The 18,129-nt window shown below is 51.1% G+C and carries 15 protein-coding genes; 8 read left to right on the forward strand and 7 right to left on the reverse strand.

Features of this window, described 5'->3' with window-relative positions:
• Positions 1 to 201: 201 nt before the first annotated feature.
• Entirely contained in the window at positions 202 to 591 is a 390-nt protein-coding gene (locus Mal48_RS21470) for a TraR/DksA family transcriptional regulator (RefSeq protein ID WP_197441896.1), read from the reverse strand.
• Between the two features lie 254 nt (positions 592 to 845).
• Here Mal48_RS21470 and Mal48_RS21475 point away from each other — a divergent pair, with 254 nt between their 5' ends.
• From Mal48_RS21475 to Mal48_RS21485, 3 genes are all read left to right on the forward strand, one after another.
• A complete protein-coding gene (locus Mal48_RS21475) occupies positions 846 to 1,724 on the forward strand; it encodes a sigma-70 family RNA polymerase sigma factor (RefSeq protein ID WP_145204713.1) in 879 nt (292 codons plus the stop codon).
• Positions 1,725 to 1,928: 204 nt separating this feature from the next.
• On the forward strand, positions 1,929 to 3,788 hold the full coding sequence (locus Mal48_RS21480; RefSeq protein WP_145204716.1) for a DUF1549 domain-containing protein: 1,860 nt from the start codon (positions 1,929 to 1,931) through the stop codon (positions 3,786 to 3,788).
• Between the two features lie 63 nt (positions 3,789 to 3,851).
• Positions 3,852 to 5,132 (forward strand): DUF1501 domain-containing protein, encoded by a 1,281-nt coding sequence (locus tag Mal48_RS21485; protein WP_145204719.1) that lies wholly within the window; start codon positions 3,852 to 3,854, stop codon positions 5,130 to 5,132.
• A 387-nt stretch (positions 5,133 to 5,519) separates the two neighbouring features.
• On the opposite strand, the gene Mal48_RS21490 is transcribed toward Mal48_RS21485, so the two are convergent.
• Together Mal48_RS21490 and Mal48_RS21495 are read right to left on the reverse strand one after the other, a co-directional pair.
• The gene (locus tag Mal48_RS21490; protein WP_145204723.1) at positions 5,520 to 6,257 is read right to left on the reverse strand and encodes a hypothetical protein; all 738 of its coding nucleotides are present in this window, start codon (positions 6,255 to 6,257) and stop codon (positions 5,520 to 5,522) included.
• Positions 6,258 to 6,540: 283 nt separating this feature from the next.
• Positions 6,541 to 7,485, reverse strand: a complete 945-nt coding sequence (locus Mal48_RS21495) for a sugar phosphate isomerase/epimerase family protein (RefSeq protein WP_145204726.1) — start codon at positions 7,483 to 7,485, stop codon at positions 6,541 to 6,543.
• A gap of 280 nt (positions 7,486 to 7,765) precedes the next feature.
• Between Mal48_RS21495 and Mal48_RS21500 the strand changes: the two genes are divergently transcribed.
• The 4 genes from Mal48_RS21500 (at position 7,766) to hisB (ending at position 12,369) form a co-directional block, all read left to right on the forward strand.
• Positions 7,766 to 8,974: a 2,3-bisphosphoglycerate-independent phosphoglycerate mutase gene (locus Mal48_RS21500; RefSeq protein WP_145206483.1), complete on the forward strand. Its 1,209-nt coding sequence runs from the start codon at positions 7,766 to 7,768 to the stop codon at positions 8,972 to 8,974.
• Positions 8,975 to 9,490: 516 nt separating this feature from the next.
• Positions 9,491 to 10,210, forward strand: a complete 720-nt coding sequence (locus Mal48_RS21505) for a hypothetical protein (RefSeq protein WP_231739775.1) — start codon at positions 9,491 to 9,493, stop codon at positions 10,208 to 10,210.
• A gap of 336 nt (positions 10,211 to 10,546) precedes the next feature.
• Positions 10,547 to 11,530: a Gfo/Idh/MocA family protein gene (locus Mal48_RS21510; protein ID WP_145204729.1), complete on the forward strand. Its 984-nt coding sequence runs from the start codon at positions 10,547 to 10,549 to the stop codon at positions 11,528 to 11,530.
• 245 nt (positions 11,531 to 11,775) lie between these two features.
• Positions 11,776 to 12,369, forward strand: a complete 594-nt coding sequence (gene hisB / locus Mal48_RS21515) for an imidazoleglycerol-phosphate dehydratase HisB (protein ID WP_145204732.1) — start codon at positions 11,776 to 11,778, stop codon at positions 12,367 to 12,369.
• A gap of 129 nt (positions 12,370 to 12,498) precedes the next feature.
• On the opposite strand, the gene Mal48_RS21520 is transcribed toward hisB, so the two are convergent.
• Positions 12,499 to 12,813 (reverse strand): hypothetical protein, encoded by a 315-nt coding sequence (locus Mal48_RS21520; protein ID WP_145204735.1) that lies wholly within the window; start codon positions 12,811 to 12,813, stop codon positions 12,499 to 12,501.
• Positions 12,814 to 13,081: 268 nt separating this feature from the next.
• Positions 13,082 to 14,044, reverse strand: a complete 963-nt coding sequence (locus tag Mal48_RS21525; protein WP_145204740.1) for a type I phosphomannose isomerase catalytic subunit — start codon at positions 14,042 to 14,044, stop codon at positions 13,082 to 13,084.
• 317 nt (positions 14,045 to 14,361) lie between these two features.
• Between Mal48_RS21525 and Mal48_RS21530 the strand changes: the two genes are divergently transcribed.
• Positions 14,362 to 15,537, forward strand: coding sequence for a M24 family metallopeptidase (locus Mal48_RS21530; RefSeq protein ID WP_145204743.1), 1,176 nt, complete (start codon positions 14,362 to 14,364; stop codon positions 15,535 to 15,537).
• Between the two features lie 179 nt (positions 15,538 to 15,716).
• Here the strand turns inward: Mal48_RS21530 and Mal48_RS21535 are convergent, their stop codons facing one another.
• Together Mal48_RS21535 and Mal48_RS23440 are read right to left on the reverse strand one after the other, a co-directional pair.
• Positions 15,717 to 17,159, reverse strand: a complete 1,443-nt coding sequence (locus Mal48_RS21535; protein ID WP_197441897.1) for a PKD domain-containing protein — start codon at positions 17,157 to 17,159, stop codon at positions 15,717 to 15,719.
• A gap of 655 nt (positions 17,160 to 17,814) precedes the next feature.
• A complete protein-coding gene (locus Mal48_RS23440) occupies positions 17,815 to 17,988 on the reverse strand; it encodes a hypothetical protein (protein WP_197441898.1) in 174 nt (57 codons plus the stop codon).
• Between the last annotated feature and the right edge of the window lie 141 nt (positions 17,989 to 18,129).

An 18,129-nucleotide genomic window follows, 5' to 3' on the forward strand; every position in this document is an offset into this window, starting at 1 on the left:
AACGTCTTTGTCTGCTGTCATCGCGGAAGGCCAGTTCTGATCTGACGTCGCTTCTGAGGACGTCCTGTCAAGACAATCCCTAAGAGGTAGAAACGTACAGCCAGCTGGTTTCTCAACGCGCATAAAAAAACGACCGAATGAAAATGTCATTCGGCCGTTCTTTGTACAGTCTATTGAGAGGGTATCAGTGCGGAACGCAAATCAGTAGCTGAATTGTCTCTCAAGTTTTTCCGCACAAGAAACGCAGTAACGTGCGTGAGGAATTGCTTTGAGCCGGGTTTTAGGAATCCATCGTTTGGATGGCGGCTTGCCAGCATCTTCACACCCCTCACAGATCCCGTAGGTTCCGTCTTCGATGCGTTTCAGGGCGATTTTAATTTCCTGAAGAACTTCCTGGTCACTTTCCATGACTCGGAGAGAAAAGTCTTGTTCGTATGTTTCGGTTCCAATGTCAGCCATGTGCGTCGGTGTCCGAGAAGTTGAGCTCGTTCCGAGAGCTCCCGAGGACAGCGTTTTAACATCACCACGGAGCCGAGATTCTAGAACATTCAAAAGCCCTTTGAATTGTTCCAGATCTTTCTTCTTAAGCATCAGCATCATCCTAATAGTTAGGGTTGTGATCTCATCAGATGTTGTTGAATTATTCCGATCGCCACGTCCAATTTCAACTTGGAGGAGCGTTTTCGGTGAAATCTTGAGTGAAATCCTCATTCTGTATTTGGAGTGAAATTGCATTAAATGAACGATTTGACCGAAATTAAAGTTGATTTACTGTTACGTTGCGTGTATTGTGAACGATATGAACGTTGTGAGTTATTGTTAATTGCCAATGCAGGAAAATTACAATGAGAGCGATCCTCCCCCAAACTGCCGCTCAGGAGAGCCTGCAAACTCTCAGGGCTATGAAAATCCCCTATATTCCATCCACGGAACCGGGGGCTCAAGACTTCGTAGATGCTCTAAATTCAACACCTGAAATGGTGTACAAAAAGACTGAACACACGGGAAACTCAGCTTCTCAGCCTCAGTTCGTGGGGCAGTTATTGACGATTGAGGGAGAGCAGTGGTTGTTCCGGAGGATGAATGCCCTCAAGCAAAGAGCCATCGAGCAACAGAACAGCCTCGCTGAGGAGGCACATTCCGTGGCTGAATTTCAGCAGACGCTGCACCAGATTGATCAAGCACGAAACGAGATTGTTGAAGCCAATCTTCGTCTTGTTGCTTCTCTGGCCGGCAAGTTTTCCCATTCAGGAGCTGAGTTTGACGAGTTAGTCAGTGAAGGGAATTTAATTCTTCTCAACGCAGTCGACAAATTCGACGTGGGTCGTGGCTTCCGGTTCAGTACATACGCCACGCATGCAATTCAGCGGCACTTCTTTCGCTTCTTGCAAAGAAAGCAGAAACGCAAAAAACGAGAAACCTCAGTCAATTCGGGGGTTCTTTCCGAAACAACCCCCGAAATCCAGAAGGACGAGCCGCTGGACTGTCATCAGGTCGCTGAAACTTTGCTTTCGCGTTTCGAAGACTGCCTCGATGAGCGAGAAGTCGCAATTCTTCGTGATCGATTTGGTCTGAATGACGAAGAGTCGCCAGCGACTTTGAAGGTCGTTTCCGAACGAGTCGGGCTCAGCAAAGAGCGAGTACGTCAATTGCAGATGCGGGCAATCGAGAAATTACAGGATCTAGCCATTCAACTCAAATTACGCTTAGAGCCGACTTTTTAAAGCATCAATCGAGTTGATGTTCAAGTTCTACTTCGTGGTGAACGTTCAGGTCAGGAGTGGCGCTGCTGAAGTGGGCTCTGCGTAGAAGAAAAAGAGAATCCACGAACTTCACCGAAACAAATCTGGTCGCTCCGGGGTTTGATGGGAAAGGTGTGAAACTTTTGATTGAGTTTCAACGCTTTAACCATTTGCCGGAGACCATTGATGCAGTACCCGAAAACGACAAGCCTCTTTGCGGTTCTGGTCGTTCTGATTCAGTCCTCGCAGGTCTCGCAGGCACAAACTGGGACGGCACAAACTGCGACGGTTCCAACGTCCTCTCTGCAGACAGCAGCTGAGGTCGATCGTTTGCTGACTGAGCTTTTGCAGGCGGAGGGAGCAAAAATTGCCCCCGTTGCGAACGATGAAGATTTCTTGCGGCGAGTCACTCTCGATCTCGCTGGTGTTGTTCCATCTCCTAAAGATGTGACTCTTTTCGGACTCAACGCTCATGAATCGAAACGTGCTCAGATGATCGATTCTCTCCTTGCGTCCGAGGACTTTGGAACTCTGTGGGGAAGCTATTGGCGGGATGTCGTTTTCTCTCGGGCCACTGAGCAGCGTGCTCGTCTGGTTCGGGCGAAGTTTGAAGCTTGGCTCGTCGAACAGTTCAATGAAAACCGTCCATGGGATGAGATCACACGTGCCCTCATTACCGCAACCGGTCTCGTTCAGGAAACCGGCGAAACGGGTTTGATTTTCGCACATACCGGTCAGCCCGAAGAGTTGGCTGCCGAAATCTCTCGTATTTTCATGGGCATACAAATGAGTTGTGCCAACTGCCATGACCATCCAACTGACTCATGGAAGAGGGAAGATTTTCATCAACTGGCAGCTTTCCTCCCCAGGATCACTGTCCGTCGAGAAGAGCCGAGCGTCCCGTCCAGTTTTGCGGTTCGCTCTCTCGATTCAAGTTCGCGCAGAGGTCGTCGTCAGCTTGATGCTGATCGATTGCTCGAAATGTTTGATCGCAATCGCGATGGAGAGTTGGTGAAAAATGAAGTACGTGGACCACTTGCAGAGCGTTTCGACCGACTCCTGCAAAATCTGGATGCTGACAAAAACAAAAAACTCTCGAAGGCGGAACTCTCATCGATAGGGCAAATGGCGAACAACAATCCGGGTGCGGGGGCCATGGAATATTACATGCCCAACTTGAACGATCCTGCATCGATAGGAACGTTGACGCAACCAGTCTTTTTCGTTCCAGAAGTGCGCGGTCCAGAGCTTCGCGACGATGCCGACGACCTCACCCGCCGTCACGCTTTAGTTGACTATATTACATCACCTTCGAACCCCTGGTTTGCGAAAGCATTCGTGAATCGCATTTGGGCGGAGATGCTCGGCGAAGGGTTCTACATGCCGATTGATGACATGGGGCCAGAACGAGTTGCCATGTTTGAAGAGGTTCTCGACGTCCTCGCAGCTGGTTTTGTTGAAAATGACTACAACGTGAAGTGGGTCTTCAGAACGATTGCGAACACGCAAGCGTATCAGCGAAGTCTTCAACCACTTGACGAAACAGATTACGTCCCTCCGTTTGCTTCAGCTTCTCCGACTCGATTGCGTGCCGACCAGATCTACCAATCGCTCGGGCAGGTTCTTGGAACTCCGGGGGGACTTCAGGAATCCGCCGGACGATTTCGCCAGGCGGGTATGGCTCGTCGCGGTGGACTTGATCGCCGAAAACAGCTCTTCGAGCAAACCTTTGGGGTTGATCCTTCGACCCCCAAGGAAGACATCTTGGGGAACGTGCCTCAAGGGTTATTCATGATGAACAGCCCGCTTCTCGAACAAATGATTCGAGGAACCGGTGATACCAAACTGGCCAGAATTCTTGAGGATCAGACTGATGACCAAGATGCTTTGAGCGAACTTTACCTGTTGGTTCTTTCACGAGAGCCGACAGAGAAGGAATTGAAAATCAATACGGATTACGTCTCCGGCGTTGGGGATCGAACCGAAGCTTTTGAAGACATTATGTGGAGTCTGTTGAACTCCACGGAATTTCTCTCGAAGCGATAACTCGTGATTCAGAATACCTGATTTCCTGCCCATCCCAACATGCCTTTAACCACATGAGCTATCATGGCGACTTCACTCCACGAATCGATTGCTCTGACAAGGAACCGGCTTAGCCGCCGGCGTTTCCTGCATCATGTTTCCGCTGCCGGGGTTGCAACTGGAATGCTTGGGTTTCGAGATATGATCTCGTTGCAAGCTGAAGAACTTCGTCGACAAGGCAAATCGATGATCCTGCTCTGGATGGCGGGTGGCCCCAGTCAGATGGAGACCTTTGATCCCAAGCCGAAACATGCCAACGGCGGGGAGACTCGTGTCATCAGCACGTCGATTCCCGGAGTGCAAATTTCCGAGCACTGGCCGAGTATGGCGAAGATGATGAACGAGGTCTCTCTGATCCGTTCCATGACGAACAAGGAAGGCAATCATCAGCGAGCTACCTATCAGATGCACACCGGTTACATTCCTTCGGGCAGTGTAAAACATCCGGGCATTGGCAGCTGCATTGCTCAACAACTCGCTGACCCGGAAACCGATTTGCCGAGCGTCGTATCGATTGGACAGACGCAAGGTGCAGGATTTTTGGGGGTCGACTATGAACCGTTCAACGTCAACAGCCCGGGTGAAATGCCACTGAATCTGGCGACCTCGAAAACGGATCAACGTTTTTCGCGTCGACTGGGTCTGCTTGGGAAACTCGATGGAGAATTCGCTGCTCGTGGTGCTCAAGCAGAAGTAAGAAGCCATCAACAGCTTTACAACAAAGCCTCAAAACTTGTTCTCAGCCCACGGACAGAAACATTCGATCTCAGCAAAGAGTCTGAAGAATTGACGCGTGCTTACGGAGACTCCGATTTCGGTCGCAGTTGCCTGCTCGCTCGCAGGCTGGTCGAATCAGGAGTGACATTTGTCGAAATTCGCTCTAACGGCTGGGACACTCACCAAGATAACTTTACCGCTGTCGCCAACAAAGCGAATGAGGTTGACCCAGCGGCAGCGACTCTTCTTCAAGATTTGAAAGACCGTGGGATGCTGGACGACACACTCGTCGTCTGGACTGGCGAGTTTGGACGCTCACCAAGAGTGAACGCCCGTGGTGGGCGAGACCACTTCCCGGTTGCATTCAATTCCTGGATGGCTGGCAGCGGAGTAAAACGTGGGCAGGTGATTGGAAGCACATCCAAAGATGGGACCAGCATCGAGGATCGACCTGTTCCCGTTGCTGACTTCCTGCAATCTGTTTGCCACAGCTTGAACGTCGATGCTGACCACGAAAATATCAGTCCACTCGGCCGACCGATGAAAGTCGTCGATGGTGGTGAACTCGTCGACGAATTGTTCACTTGAGTGTCAGCTTGAATCCCAATTTGCGGGGCCAGTTCTGAAGCAAATTCACGATTGATCTGCAGAAATATCACAGCATCTTGGGTGGTCGTTTCCCTCCCCCGGTAACTCACTGGGGGCTAAATCGACACCGAAGACTCATTCGAAAGATGCTGTAAATAACACCCAAACATTTCCTCCGCGCGACTGCACCTTGTCGGTGCAGTGGTGGCCTCGATGACTTCGGTCGTCGAGGCTTTTTTCATTCAATCCGGCTAGAGCATCTTTCGAATTGGTTTGCAGTTTCTGCCTCGTGGCGAACAACATTTTTACTAGAACCGGTCCGAAAACCTTTGGAACCACCGCTTTCCTCAACGTTTGAGAGAGCAATTTCACGTTTCAGGACCAGTTTTAGTCAGGTTTGACTGCATTTGGGAGTGAGCGGACTCGCAGCGATTTGACTCGGATTGGCTTGGGGCCGTAGTCGGTATCGTAGACGCCCAGGACGACCATGCCCGGTTTGTAGTTGTCCAATGGAGTCTTAAAAACTTCGATGCGTCCGACCACTAACTTTAGTTCGTTCTCTGCTACGCTCAGCTTGAAAGGTTGCTCTCCCTTCCACTTGAAGTGATCGAACTCCACGGTTTGGTCTTCCAGAGATTTCGCCCCACGCATCTCTGAAACAAACCAAGGGCTGCCACTTGTTTTAAAGTTGATGTTACTGATCGAGTAGCCATGACCCTGATCCCAGCCAACGAGAAAAAACCAGCCGCCGAATTCAGCGTGTTCAATGATCCCTTCTAGCTCAAACTGATCCGCCCAGCAGAGTTGCAAGGCTGCGTTCTTTCCTTTTGATTTTTGTATGTAGCCATTCGTCAATCCCCATTCGCCATCAATTGCGAAATGTCCGAGGACGAACTGATGCCCCGGCCTCGGTCCGGTGAAATTGAGTTCGTTGAGCGTTTTGACTTTTGACTTCGCAGGCAACGATTGATTGCCTCGCAGTCGACGGTTCCGCAAATGCAGCACTGTCCACTTGGACTCAGCAGTCACTCCTTCGAAATCCTCGGACTCCGCAAAAGCAGATGCCGCGAAAGTCCCGGGCAGACTGGCCACTACCAGAAACAAAACGAAAACCGAACGCCGCATGATTGATATCCTTTCCGAGGATGAGCGCCTTCCTCGGTACTTATACGTACTTTGAATTGCAGTCTCTCCGTTCACATCTTCTGTGAGCTGTAGCTGTCGAAAGACCACGCTGAGAATTTCACTAATTCAAGCTTTGCATTCAGGCTTTGTATCCTGTGCAAGGTATCGCCAGCCGTGATTGAGCTGCGAACTCCGGACCGGTCTTCAGTGTCGATGAAGCCCCCGGTGAGTCACCGGGGGAGGGAAACGACCACTCAAGATGCAGTGATATGAAATTGCTAAATCAGGCAATTAATTCGCGGAGTTCATCGAGATACTTAGGAATCTGAACTTTAGGGTCTTCCTTTTCTTCGTACTCGAGAACGACGTATCCGCGATAGTTCGCCTGCTTGAGGATACTGATGATCCGTTTGAAGTCGGCCGATTTCTTCCCTTTGTTGTTTGGGTTGATGGCGACTTTCACTTGCGCGTTCACTGCGTACGCTGCGATCTTTTCGAGGTCTCCGTAAGGGTCCTCGGTGCGGAAGTTTCCGCTGTCGAAGTTCACTCCGAAGAACGGAGAGTCATCGACGTTGCTGACGATCGACAGGAGTTGTTCCGGTGTCGATGTGATTCCTCCGTGGTTTTCTAAAGCCAGAACAACGCCTTTCTCGGCAGCGTAGGCAACCGACTCGTTGATGCCGGCGGTACAGCGTTCCAAGGCTGCTTCTTCAGTGTCTCCCTTGGGGATTTTTCCAGCGAAGATGCGAATGACGGGCGCTCCCATCGTCGCTGAGTAGTCAATCCACTGACGAGTCATTTCGAGTTGAGCGTCACGTGCTTCACCTTCCGGCAAACAGAAATCATTTCCGATGGCAGTACCAGAAATGTCGAGACCCAGTCGGAATGTCTGAGCCTTGATCGCCATGAGGTATTCTTGAGTGACCTTCTCCGGGAAGTAGTAACTGGTAAGTTCTGTTCCATCGAGGTCCATTTCTGCACAAAAATCAATGAAGTCGGTGAGCTCCATTGATGATTCGGAATCTCGCGGTGTTGGCCAGTTTCGTGGGAGGTAGCGATTGAAGGAGTAGGCTGCCAAGGACAGCTTCATGTAGGGCTTACCTGTCCGCTGGATCGGTTGAGCGGCCAAACTGGTGCCTGCCATTCCGAGCATAGCAACTGAAGCGGATGACGCAGCGAGGAATTCCCGGCGAGAAAATTGCTGAGAGCGAGGCTTGAGGTGTGGCATGGCGGGAGATATTTCTTTCACAGGTTTTACTGTCGAAAAATTGATTGGAGGATGTCGAAAACTGATTGAAATTTGATCCTGAACCTAACTTCACACTCTTAATGACTGCGGAAATCGCCCGTTTTCAGGTTTTCGGACCGGCTGTAGGATATCTCACTCGGATCAGCAATTGCCAGTCTGTGGACGGGTTACTGTCCGATTGCCATTCGAGATGCTAAATTTCGAGACTTGAACCGATCCCCGAATTCAATCACTGATAGCGAACAACGCGAGAGAGATGATGCCAGACGTTCACGCACTGACCCGTGCTCTTCAAAAGAAAAATGATTCCAAAATTGTACTCCTTGTCGCCGATGGGCTTGGTGGGGCTCCGCTTTCTCCAGGCGGCAAGACCGAGCTAGAAACAGCACAGACACCGAACCTGGACAAGGTGTGCCAGAACGGAACTTCAGGGCTCAGTCATCCGATTATGCCCGGAATTACGGTCGGCAGCGGTCCCGGACACCTTGGGTTGTTCGGTTACGACCCTTGGGAATACCAGATCGGTCGCGGCGTTCTTGAAGCATTGGGGATTGATTTTGATCTCGGTCCGAAGGATGTCGCCATTCGCGGGAATTTCTGTACTCTCGACGATGGAGGCAATATTAGCGACCGTCGAGCGGGTCGAATCCCGAATGAAGTGGGCGCACCACTCTGCGAGAAACTCAACAAAATTGAGATTCCCGGCGTCGAAGTTTTCGTTCGACACGTCAAAGAGTACCGACTTGTGATTGTGTTCCGTGGTGACGGACTTGGTGGAGATGTTTATGACACTGATCCACAAGCGACCGGTGTTCCGCCTCTTGAACCTCAGCCGAAGAAAGAGGGTTCTGAGCGGACGATTGAAGTTGCCAAGGAGTTCCTGAGACAGGCTCGCGAGATTCTGAAAGATGATGCACCTGCCAACTTCCTGACGCTTCGCGGCATCGCCAACATGCCACCGATTCCGACCTTTGAAGAAGCCTACGGGACAAAAGCAGCTGCGATTGCGGTCTACCCGATGTATCGTGGCTTGGCTCGTCTGGTAAGTATGGATGTTCTCGATGCAGGGCAAACTCTGGAAGATCAGTGCGGTCGTCTCGAGCAGGCTTGGGATGACTACGACTTCTTCTTCATGCACTACAAATACACCGATTCCACTGGTGAAGATGGGAACTTCGATGCCAAAGTGAAGCGGATCGAAGAACTTGACGCTGCCATTCCACGTATCACCGGTCTCGACCCCACAGTTCTCATTGTCACCGGAGATCACAGTACTCCGAGTTTGTTGAAGTCGCACAGCTGGCATCCGGTTCCGACTGTGATTTCGGCGAAATCGTGTCGGACTGACGGAGTCTCTACCTTCGGAGAGCAGCAGTGCATTCAGGGTGGATTGGGACAGTTCGAGTCGAAGTATTTGATGCCGATGGCCCTCGCACACGCTGGTCGGTTGGAAAAGTATGGTGCCTAAGTCACAATTTCATTACTCATGGAGACTTGGATCGTCTTTATGAACTACAGATTGTAGGAGAGCCCGACTTCGAAAATCCGATGTTTTTTAATTCGATACAGTTTTTGTGAACCGATCACAAAGCAATTACGTCTAGTGCTTTGTCAGCTATGGGTGTCGTGCAGTTTGAGTTGAGTCAGTTGGCGTCCGATGGTGTGCAACTCGATGAGAGCAGCTTGTCATTGATATAGAGATGGGCTACTCAAGCAATTTGCTCTACCATGTGCTGGTAAGGCACGCGTTCACTAGAGCATCTTTCGGATTGGTTTGCAGGATCTGCCCCGTGGCGAAAGCATTTTTACTAGAGAAATGCGTTCTTCACGGTCACACGGTAGGGCAAACTGCTCTAGCGAAATTGCTCTGTCGAGTATTGAATGTCACGTTGCAAGCTGCGGATTCCGTTTTGTTGTTCCGAAGCTACACCTTCATCGAGATAACACTCTCACATGGATTGACTACTACTAGTAGGGAGAAGAGATGACTGAAGAGCCTGTTTCCGAAGAGACACCTGTGACCAAACTAGAACCTGCAGCACCTGTCGGTGTGATTCTGATCTCGTATCCCAAAATCGTGTTCATGTGGCCCTCGTGGGTTGCTGCCATGATTTGCTGGTTTTGCATGTGGATGAAGCCTGATCTCACTTCAGCTTTCGCACATAATATCTGCTGGGTCTTCATGATTACCTTCACGTTGAACCTCATCGTGTTGGCCTTCGACTTCCCTCGCACCACTTCGTTCCTGCTGTTTGCGATCATTTCAACTGTTGTTCTGGGGGCAGTTTTGATCTTCAAGCAAATGCCCGATCTCGTGCCCGCTTTGGGGGATTTCATTCGCAGTATCAGACCGGTTGCGAATGCGACGTTCTATTTTCTTTATTCGATTGTGTTTCTGGTGATTTACATTTTTGTGTGGATTATGTCCCGGTTTGATTACTGGGAAGTTCGCCCGAACGAACTCTTGCATCACCACGGAATGCTGAGCGATCTGGAACGATTTTCAGCACCTCATCTGCGGATCGACAAAGAGATCAACGATATCTTTGAATACCTGCTGCTTGGTGCTGGTCGGTTGATTTTGCAGCCAAGTGGTGAAAAACGTGCGATCATTCTCGACAACGTTTTCTTCATCAGCTCGAAGGAAAAGAAGATCACGAAATTGCTTGGAGCGTTGCAGGTCCAGGTGCGAGAACACTCCTAGAGCAACTCCAGTATTGACCCTTACGTTCTTCCTCGTGGCGAGTCGTCTGCGAGTCATGGAAGTGATCTTCACGGCACGGCGAGTACCTCATCATTGAGTCTCACGCATGATCAGTGAGGCGATGGAGGAGGTGACGAAGGAGGGGGTGGAGGTTTTTGACAAGCCCGGTCAAGAGATTGCCCGGGCTTGTTCTCGCGCAGCTTTCAAAATCGTGTTCGTGATTTGCCCCGAGGCGATCAGTCTGCGAAGCCATGAATGTGGACCTTCACAGATGTGATAAGCATTGGAAATGCTTTATGCTACGGATGACGGTTTCACAAAAATGGGATGTCAGACATGGCAAAGATCAAGATCGGGCAAATCGGAGTTGGGCACGCACACGCCAGTGGGAAGGCTCGGGCGATCAAAGGCTCGAAGGATTTTGAGTTCGTCGGCGTTGCCGAATCGGACAGTCGTCTTCGCTCAATGTGGGAAAACGACGATACCTACGCTGGCCTCGACTGGCTTCCGCAGGAGCAACTCATCAACGATGACTCGGTCCAGGCGATCGCCATCGAGACGAATGTTCCCGACTTGCTCGATGTCGCAGAGGCGTGTATCGACGCTGGTAAGCATATTCATCTCGATAAGCCTGCTGGCTTTTCGCTTCCGCAGTTCAAATCAATTCTCGACCAGGCTGCTAAGAAGCATCTGATTGTGCAAATGGGCTACATGTACCGCACACATCCCGGAGTTCAGCTTCTCGAAAACCTGTTGGAAAAAGGTTGGCTGGGCGAAATTTTTGCCGTCAACGCAGTGATCGGCAAACTGATGAATGAGTCAAGTCGCCGCGGCATGCTCGGTCAACCGGGGGGAATCATGTTTGAGCTCGGTGGTCATATGCTGGACATTGTGCTGCACTTGCTGGGCAAGCCAGAATCGATTCACACAATCAATCAGCACAGTTCACCCATTGATGATGGCTACCTGGACAATATGCTGGCAGTTTTCGAGTATGCAACTGCACATGCCACGCTGCATTGCAGTTGCGACGAAGTTGATGGATTCGCACGTCGACAGCTCGTCGTTTGTGGCACCGAAGGGACTCTTGAGATCCGCCCCATGCCTAATCCCTCAGCCAAGCTAGCCCTCACCCAGGAGCGGGGTCGATTTCGCAAAGGCTGGCAGGAGGTCGAACTCCCCAAGTATATTCGCTATGTTGATGACATCGCCGAACTCGCCCGCCAGATTCGGCACGAAGAAGACCCACGCTACAAGTACGAACACGATCTTCTTGTGCAGGAAACTCTCCTGAAAATTTCTGACGTGCCGGTAGACTGATTGTTTGTGAATTGAGAGTTGGGCCGATTCGTGTGATCTTTGCAGCAGGTTTCTGTGTTGAATGTCTGGAACCAATCCAGAATTGGTCGTTTGTTCTGCTTTCGTAATCTGGAAAAACGGAATGAACCGCATTGAAATCTGCTGAGTAGATCGAGTTTCAGAGAGGCTCGTCGACTTCCGGCTTATGGTTGAGTAACTTCGAATCGAGCGACCTACACAAAACACTGATGTGAGAGCAGACTAAGATGAGTCAGGACAGAACCGCCACGATCAAACGGACCACGGGTGAGACCCAAATCGAGTTGACCCTGAATCTCGATGGGACCGGGCAGGCCAATATTGATACCGGCGTCGGTTTTTTCAATCACATGCTCGAATTGTTCACCAAACATGGCCAATTTGATCTGACCGTGAAAACCGTCGGGGATACCGATGTCGACGACCATCACACCGTTGAAGATACGGGAATCTGTCTCGGGCAGGCACTTCGTGAAGCGGTCGGTGACAAGTGCGGCATCGTTCGCTATGGATCGATGACTTTGCCAATGGACGAAACCCTCGTCACTTCGGCTCTCGATCTCAGTGGCCGGTTCTGGTTTATTGATGCGTATGAAATTCCGACCGAAAAAATTGGGACATTCGATTCTCAACTGGTCGAAGTCTTCTGGCAGGCGGTAGCAGCGAACGCATTGATGAACTTGCACCTCGTTCTGCATCACGGAAAAAATAGCCACCATATCGCTGAAGGATTCTTCAAGGCGACTGCCCGGGCCTTGCGAGCCGCGATCACAATCGATCCACGCCAGCAGGGTGTTCCCTCCTCGAAAGGTGTTTTGTAGGGTTGATTCACTCAAATGGTGAGTCTGTGCTGCGGCGCAAGGAGCAAGATCGCATAAAAAAACTTCGCGACGATCCATCGTTGCGAAGTGAGAGACGCATACTATACGAGTGCGGTTGAGCAAACAGTTTTAACGGATGTAAAGTCCGAAGCTGCGGGTTTGAATGCCGAAGCCTGTTCCATAGTAACCGTAGTTTCGTCTACCGTAGTAACCGTAGCGGTCATAATTGTAATGACCACGATAGTGTCCGTGGTGTCCACCATAATGACGGTACGGTCGCCCGTGAAATCCGTGATGGTGTCCGTGATGGTACGAACGGGAATGTCCGTGCCCATGATGACCATGATGGCCACCGTGACCGCGATGAGCCGCTTCGGCATTTCCACTCATGGCGAATAATGAGACACCAGCGACAGCAGCAATCATCAACATGTACTTCTTCATAGCAAGACTCCTGGGGGGAGAGGATTGTTTTGCAAGACGGCATTCTCCAAACGCAGGGAAGTGCTCGGGCAGACGTTGAACCCGTGCCCCGTCTTTGTCTGATGAGAATGTTCCGCAAATCCTTAGCCCGAAGCAGCACTTTCTGCCGGTGTGCGTCGTAAGTGTTTTGCTATGAGCGTTTTGCGGAAAATCGGCGATAGAGTTCTCGAAGGAAATCCTGTATCAGCTTTGCACTTGATGTCGTCGATGTGACAACGCTTGGCGATTGTTAATTAAGAAATGCATCGAGCAGTTGTGCGTCCGGGCTCAGTTGGAGCGAGAAGCGATCCCGGTCTGCGGGGAGTACCAGTGTCTCCCCTTTAGTAAGTGAGCCGATGGCTGTGCTGGTGGTGCTAGCTGTCCCGCTGAGGAGCATGAGGACGTGCGCTCGCTGATCGTCGGCTGGCTCATATGTCATTTCGCCGCGATGTTGATGGACGACGAAGTATTCGTTGTTCACCAATTCTGTCGAGCGGGTCTCTGTCCCTAGCGGTTTCGGTTTCAGGGGGGCGATTGGGCCGGTTGAGAAATCCGTTGCTTCCAGACCGAGTTCAAGGTGCAGCTCACGAGGTTTGCCGTCGGGGCCTTTGCGTCCCCAGTCATCAATTCGGTAGGTGATATTATTCGGCTGTTGGATTTCCGCCACCAACAGCCCTGTTCCAAGACTGTGAACGGTTCCCGGTTTCAGAAAGAAGCAGTCGCCGACTTTCGCATCAATGATGTGCATGCAATCAGGAACGGTGCCGTTTTTAATCGCAGCCGAGAACTGCTCTTTGTTGACCCCTCTTTTGAGGCCTGCGTAAACGCGGCTTCCGGGTTTTGCGTCAAGGACAACCCACATTTCCGCTTTTCCAGTGGTCACCTCGGAGTATCGCTGAGCCATTTCCTGACCAGGGTGAACCTGTATGGAAAGATCGCGATTGGCATCCAGGAATTTGATCAGCAGCGGAAATCGGACTCGATCTGCATGGATTCCCAGAATCTTCTCGCGGTGAGTGGTGAGCAACTGGCGGATTGTCTGCCCGGCAAACTGTCCGGATGCAACGACACTTTCATCTCCGGGAAGATCGGCAACTTCCCAGCTTTCCGCGTAGTCGTCTCCAGTGTCGATCGGCTTGTTGAGAAGTTCGCCCAATCGCCGACCACCCCATAAATACCGTTTGAAGATCGGATGAAATTGGAGTGGTTCCATAGTTAGTGAGATTTTGAGATGATTGCTGAAGTGGACCCAATGTGAATTTTCTAAGAACTGAACTTCAGCTCGTAGCCCATGATGTCAAACTCGACGAGTTCTGTTTCAACATTAGCCTTTGTTCAGGAGGGTATGCAATATGACGCCCACAATTCTTGCAATGAATTGCAGAAATTGATGTGACTTTCTCAAGGCAAAAGCCCCCTTTCAGATCTTGCTGCGACAAGGGCGAATTTCGGCCAACTGTCACGTTTCTCCAAGATCGCTACAATGCCCCATGACTCAATTGAACCCGTAAAGACAGAAGGTTTCTCAACATGTTGACACCAGAAGGATGCCAGACTCGCCGCCAACGACTGTGGGATCGCATTCCAGATGGAATCGATTGGCTGCTCATCGCTGATCCTCGACACGTCCAGTATCTTGCAAATTTCCTTGTACAGCCTCTGAGCTTTTCAGGAGGCGAGCGGGGGCTTCTCCTGCTTGAGAAGAGCGGACGTGCATCAATCCTCGGGGATAACTTTGCAATCCGCTCAGCGATCCACAAACCGTATGTCGACAGAGAAGTGGTCACGCCGTGGTATGATCATCAACATTCTGTGAAGAATCGTGACCATGCACTCCTGCAAGCCCTGCGAGATGTTTCGGAGGATCTTGTCAACGGGAAAGGTCTCGTTGAAGCGGAATGGCTTCCACTGGGCGCCACTGAAGTTCTCCCGGCGGGGACGTATGACTTTTCTGCTTCGCAAGAGGTCGATGATGCGTCGCTGTGTGATCTGGGAACGATCCTGCGTGACCTGCGGCGAACTAAAGAGCCGGATGAAATCGAATTACTGAAACAGTGCATGAGAGCGGGAGAAGCTGGCCAAGCCCGGTTGTTCGAGGTCGCTACAGAAGGGGTTTCTGAGCTGGACATTTATCGAGAAGTTCAGTTTGCTGCAGTCAAAGCCGCCGGTCGTCCTGCTCTGGTTTACGGAGATTTTCGTGCCTCATATCCCGCTCAGCCGAAATCAGGCGGATTTCCGGATGGGGATGGCAGAAAGCTTCAGGAGGGAGATCTCTTTGTCCTGGATTACTCAGTGGTCTTAGATGGCTACCGCAGCGATTTCACGAATACGGTTTCCGTCGGCGAGCCGTCCGCTGAAGTCGTTGAGCTTCATGAAATTTGCAAAGCAGGAATGGCTGCCGGCGAGCAAGTATTGAAGGCAGGAGTCAAAGCCAGAGATGTTCACGCTGCTGTGGCTGCACCGTATGTCGAAGCTGGCAAGAAAGATTCCTTCATGCATCATGCGGGGCATGGAATTGGACTTGGTCACCCCGAGTCGCCGATTCTCGTTCCGGAGAGTACCGACGTCCTTCGCGCTGGCGATGTCGTAACGTTAGAGCCAGGATCGTATGTGGAAGGTGTTGGTGGAATGCGAATCGAACACAACTACCTGATCACTGATTCCGGTTATGAACGACTCAGCAACCACGAGATCCGTCTCAATTAGAGCAGTTTTCTCTACCGTGTGCCCGTGAAGAACGCGTTTCTCTAGTAAAAATGCTGTTCGCCACGAGGCAGAACCTGCAAATCAATTTGAAAGGTGCTCTAAGAATCGTTACCGCGTGGGCATTACCGAGTGAGCACTCTCGGTGTTGTTGCTTGGGGGGGATTGTTGGCGTTTCGGTGTCACTTTCCCCGCTCAACACGGACGTGCAGTCTACTGGTGGCAGTGTCTCCATGTTCGTTTTTTGTTGACACGGAAACGATGTAGTCGCCCGGCTTTTCAAATTGGTGTGTGGTCGACGCGTACCCATTTTGAGCATGCTGATCGCTATCGATGTTTGAGCGAGTCGTGACCTTCGGGCTGCCATCTCCGAAGTCCCAGATGTCTTCGCTCGGGGCTCCGTTTCGTCCGCGAGATGTAAAGGTCACTTCATCACCCGGCTGAATCCCGGTACTGGGAGCGTAGTTGGCGTCAATGACTGGACACTGCCGACCAGTGATCGAATCGTTGACTCGGATCGTGGCGAAGTCGTAGTCGACGTTTCCTGCTTTATCAGTCACTTTCAGGACTTCTGAATACATTCCGGGGCGAGTGTATCGCTGAGTTACTTCTGCTCCGCTGCCTTCAGAGCCGTCGCTGAAGGTCCATTCGTACTTTGCGATTCCTGACTTCGCCCAGCTACGTTTTGCATCAAGAGTCACGGGGCTTCCAGTGAAAGCTCTTTGGTAGGGTCGTGAGATGGCGATGACTTCTGGAGCGTACTGGCGCTGATAAGCCTGCCAGAGAAAAGCGTAGCTGTCCTGCGTTCCCCATTTGCCGGATGGCTGCATCGATTTGATTTCGAAGTGCAAGTGTGTCCAACCTCCGCTCGCTCCCTCTTTGCCGACCAGCCCCAATTTTTGACCACGTGTAACACGCGCACCAACGGCAACCTCAGGGTCAAATTCATCCAGGTGGCTATAGCGATAGTACCAGCCACGGCCATCTCGTACGTAGATGACATCGTAACGCTTGTTAACTGGTGGATGATCACCTGCCAGGATCTCGTCGCCTGCAGAAACAATCACTCCGTCGGTCGCTGCGACAACTTCAACCAGACGTTCTGTTGCGCCAATGTCCATTCCGGCGTGGTAGTAAACTTTTCCATTGGGACGTTTGCTGACTGGCTCGTTGCTGAACCAGGTCATGGCTGCCATCCACCGTTGCTTGACGGGATAATCAAACGAACCTGGAGCGATCCAGGGTGAGGACTTCGGCCAAAGTCGCACCCGCGCATCCGCAGTGAGTCCCCAGTGGTCTTGCGTGGTGTCTTCGTTGTAGTGCCGTGTGAGAGGGCAATCGATTTGCACACCGTTCACTTCAACCGGCAGGCGATAGTTTCCACTTTCGATCGTCGCCTGCTGACCATTCACGTCAACGACGGCACTGGCTGATTTGATCATTCCCTGCACCGGTTCTCGTTCCGCAGCGATGCTGATCAGCTTGATACGGACTTGTGATCCGTCATGGAGTTTGATTTTCTGTGTCTCACCGACTTTCAGGTCAGCGACTTTCAGTAGCGGAGTAATTTGCCTCACAGGTTGGGGATCTGGTTCAGCTGCCTCGACGATTGAGAGGTTGCACACAATTGGCAAACAAGTGGAAATAAGAAACAGGAGCTTGCAGGAAACGGACTTCTGAAGGCTGGTCTTCACATCGTTCTCCACTGTGGGGTCTGTAAACTGTGGGGTCTGTAAAGTTTCGATTGAGATCGGTGGGGCGGTTTTTAGAGCTGATCCTGAAATCTGAACGTGCTCTCTCGGAGGGGTGATGATACCAACTATATCAAAGGTTTACGGCGGGTTCGAGAACACGTTCGAGTTTCTGTCTCCTTGAGAGAGCTTTGGGATTGCTGAAGCGTTCATGTTCACGAAGCAGAGCGAAAGACCAATGTTGAAATGAAAAAAAAGACCGTCACTCCATTGTGGAGTGACGGTCTTTTCTGTCTTCGATTTTAGGGCGTTTTCAAAGCTCGCCGCGACGCAGAAGCCGAACAGATTTCTAGAGTGCTATGATTCAGGGCGGTGTTCTTGTCTACAGATTGCTTGTCTGCTTTGGATCCTGAATTTGACAAGTTCCGCAGGCCCGGTTCATCTGCTGGCAACTCAGTGACTCTGTCATCGTGCGAAGCTGCAAATGGAGGGGGGCAAGGATTTCGGAAGCTGGAGGAGCACCGAACTCCAGCTTTGGCTGACGGCTCTCTACGTAATGTAAAGAGTCGTTAGGAGGTGAACTTGACGCTTACTGACTCGCGTGGTTCTGTTCTTTCTCTTTGCGAAGCATCTCTTCGAGAATAATCGGATGCCAAGAGTTATCGCGTAGTTCACGTGGCAAATAGTTCTGACGTGCCCAAGTTCGCAGGCGGATCTCTTCGATTGGGTCAAGTTCCGACTCGATCATGACTGCGGTATCCATGGCCTTCTCCACTTCGTTTTGGACGATCAGTTCATCCCATCAGTTCAGGGAAAAATGCGTCCACACAATGAACCGACGTCATGTCGTGCGACAGGTCAATTTCAAAAGAACATGCCGCCTCTCTGCGACTTTCGTGTCTTT

Source organism: Thalassoglobus polymorphus (genome assembly GCF_007744255.1).
Taxonomy (GTDB): Bacteria; Planctomycetota; Planctomycetia; order Planctomycetales; family Planctomycetaceae; genus Thalassoglobus; species Thalassoglobus polymorphus.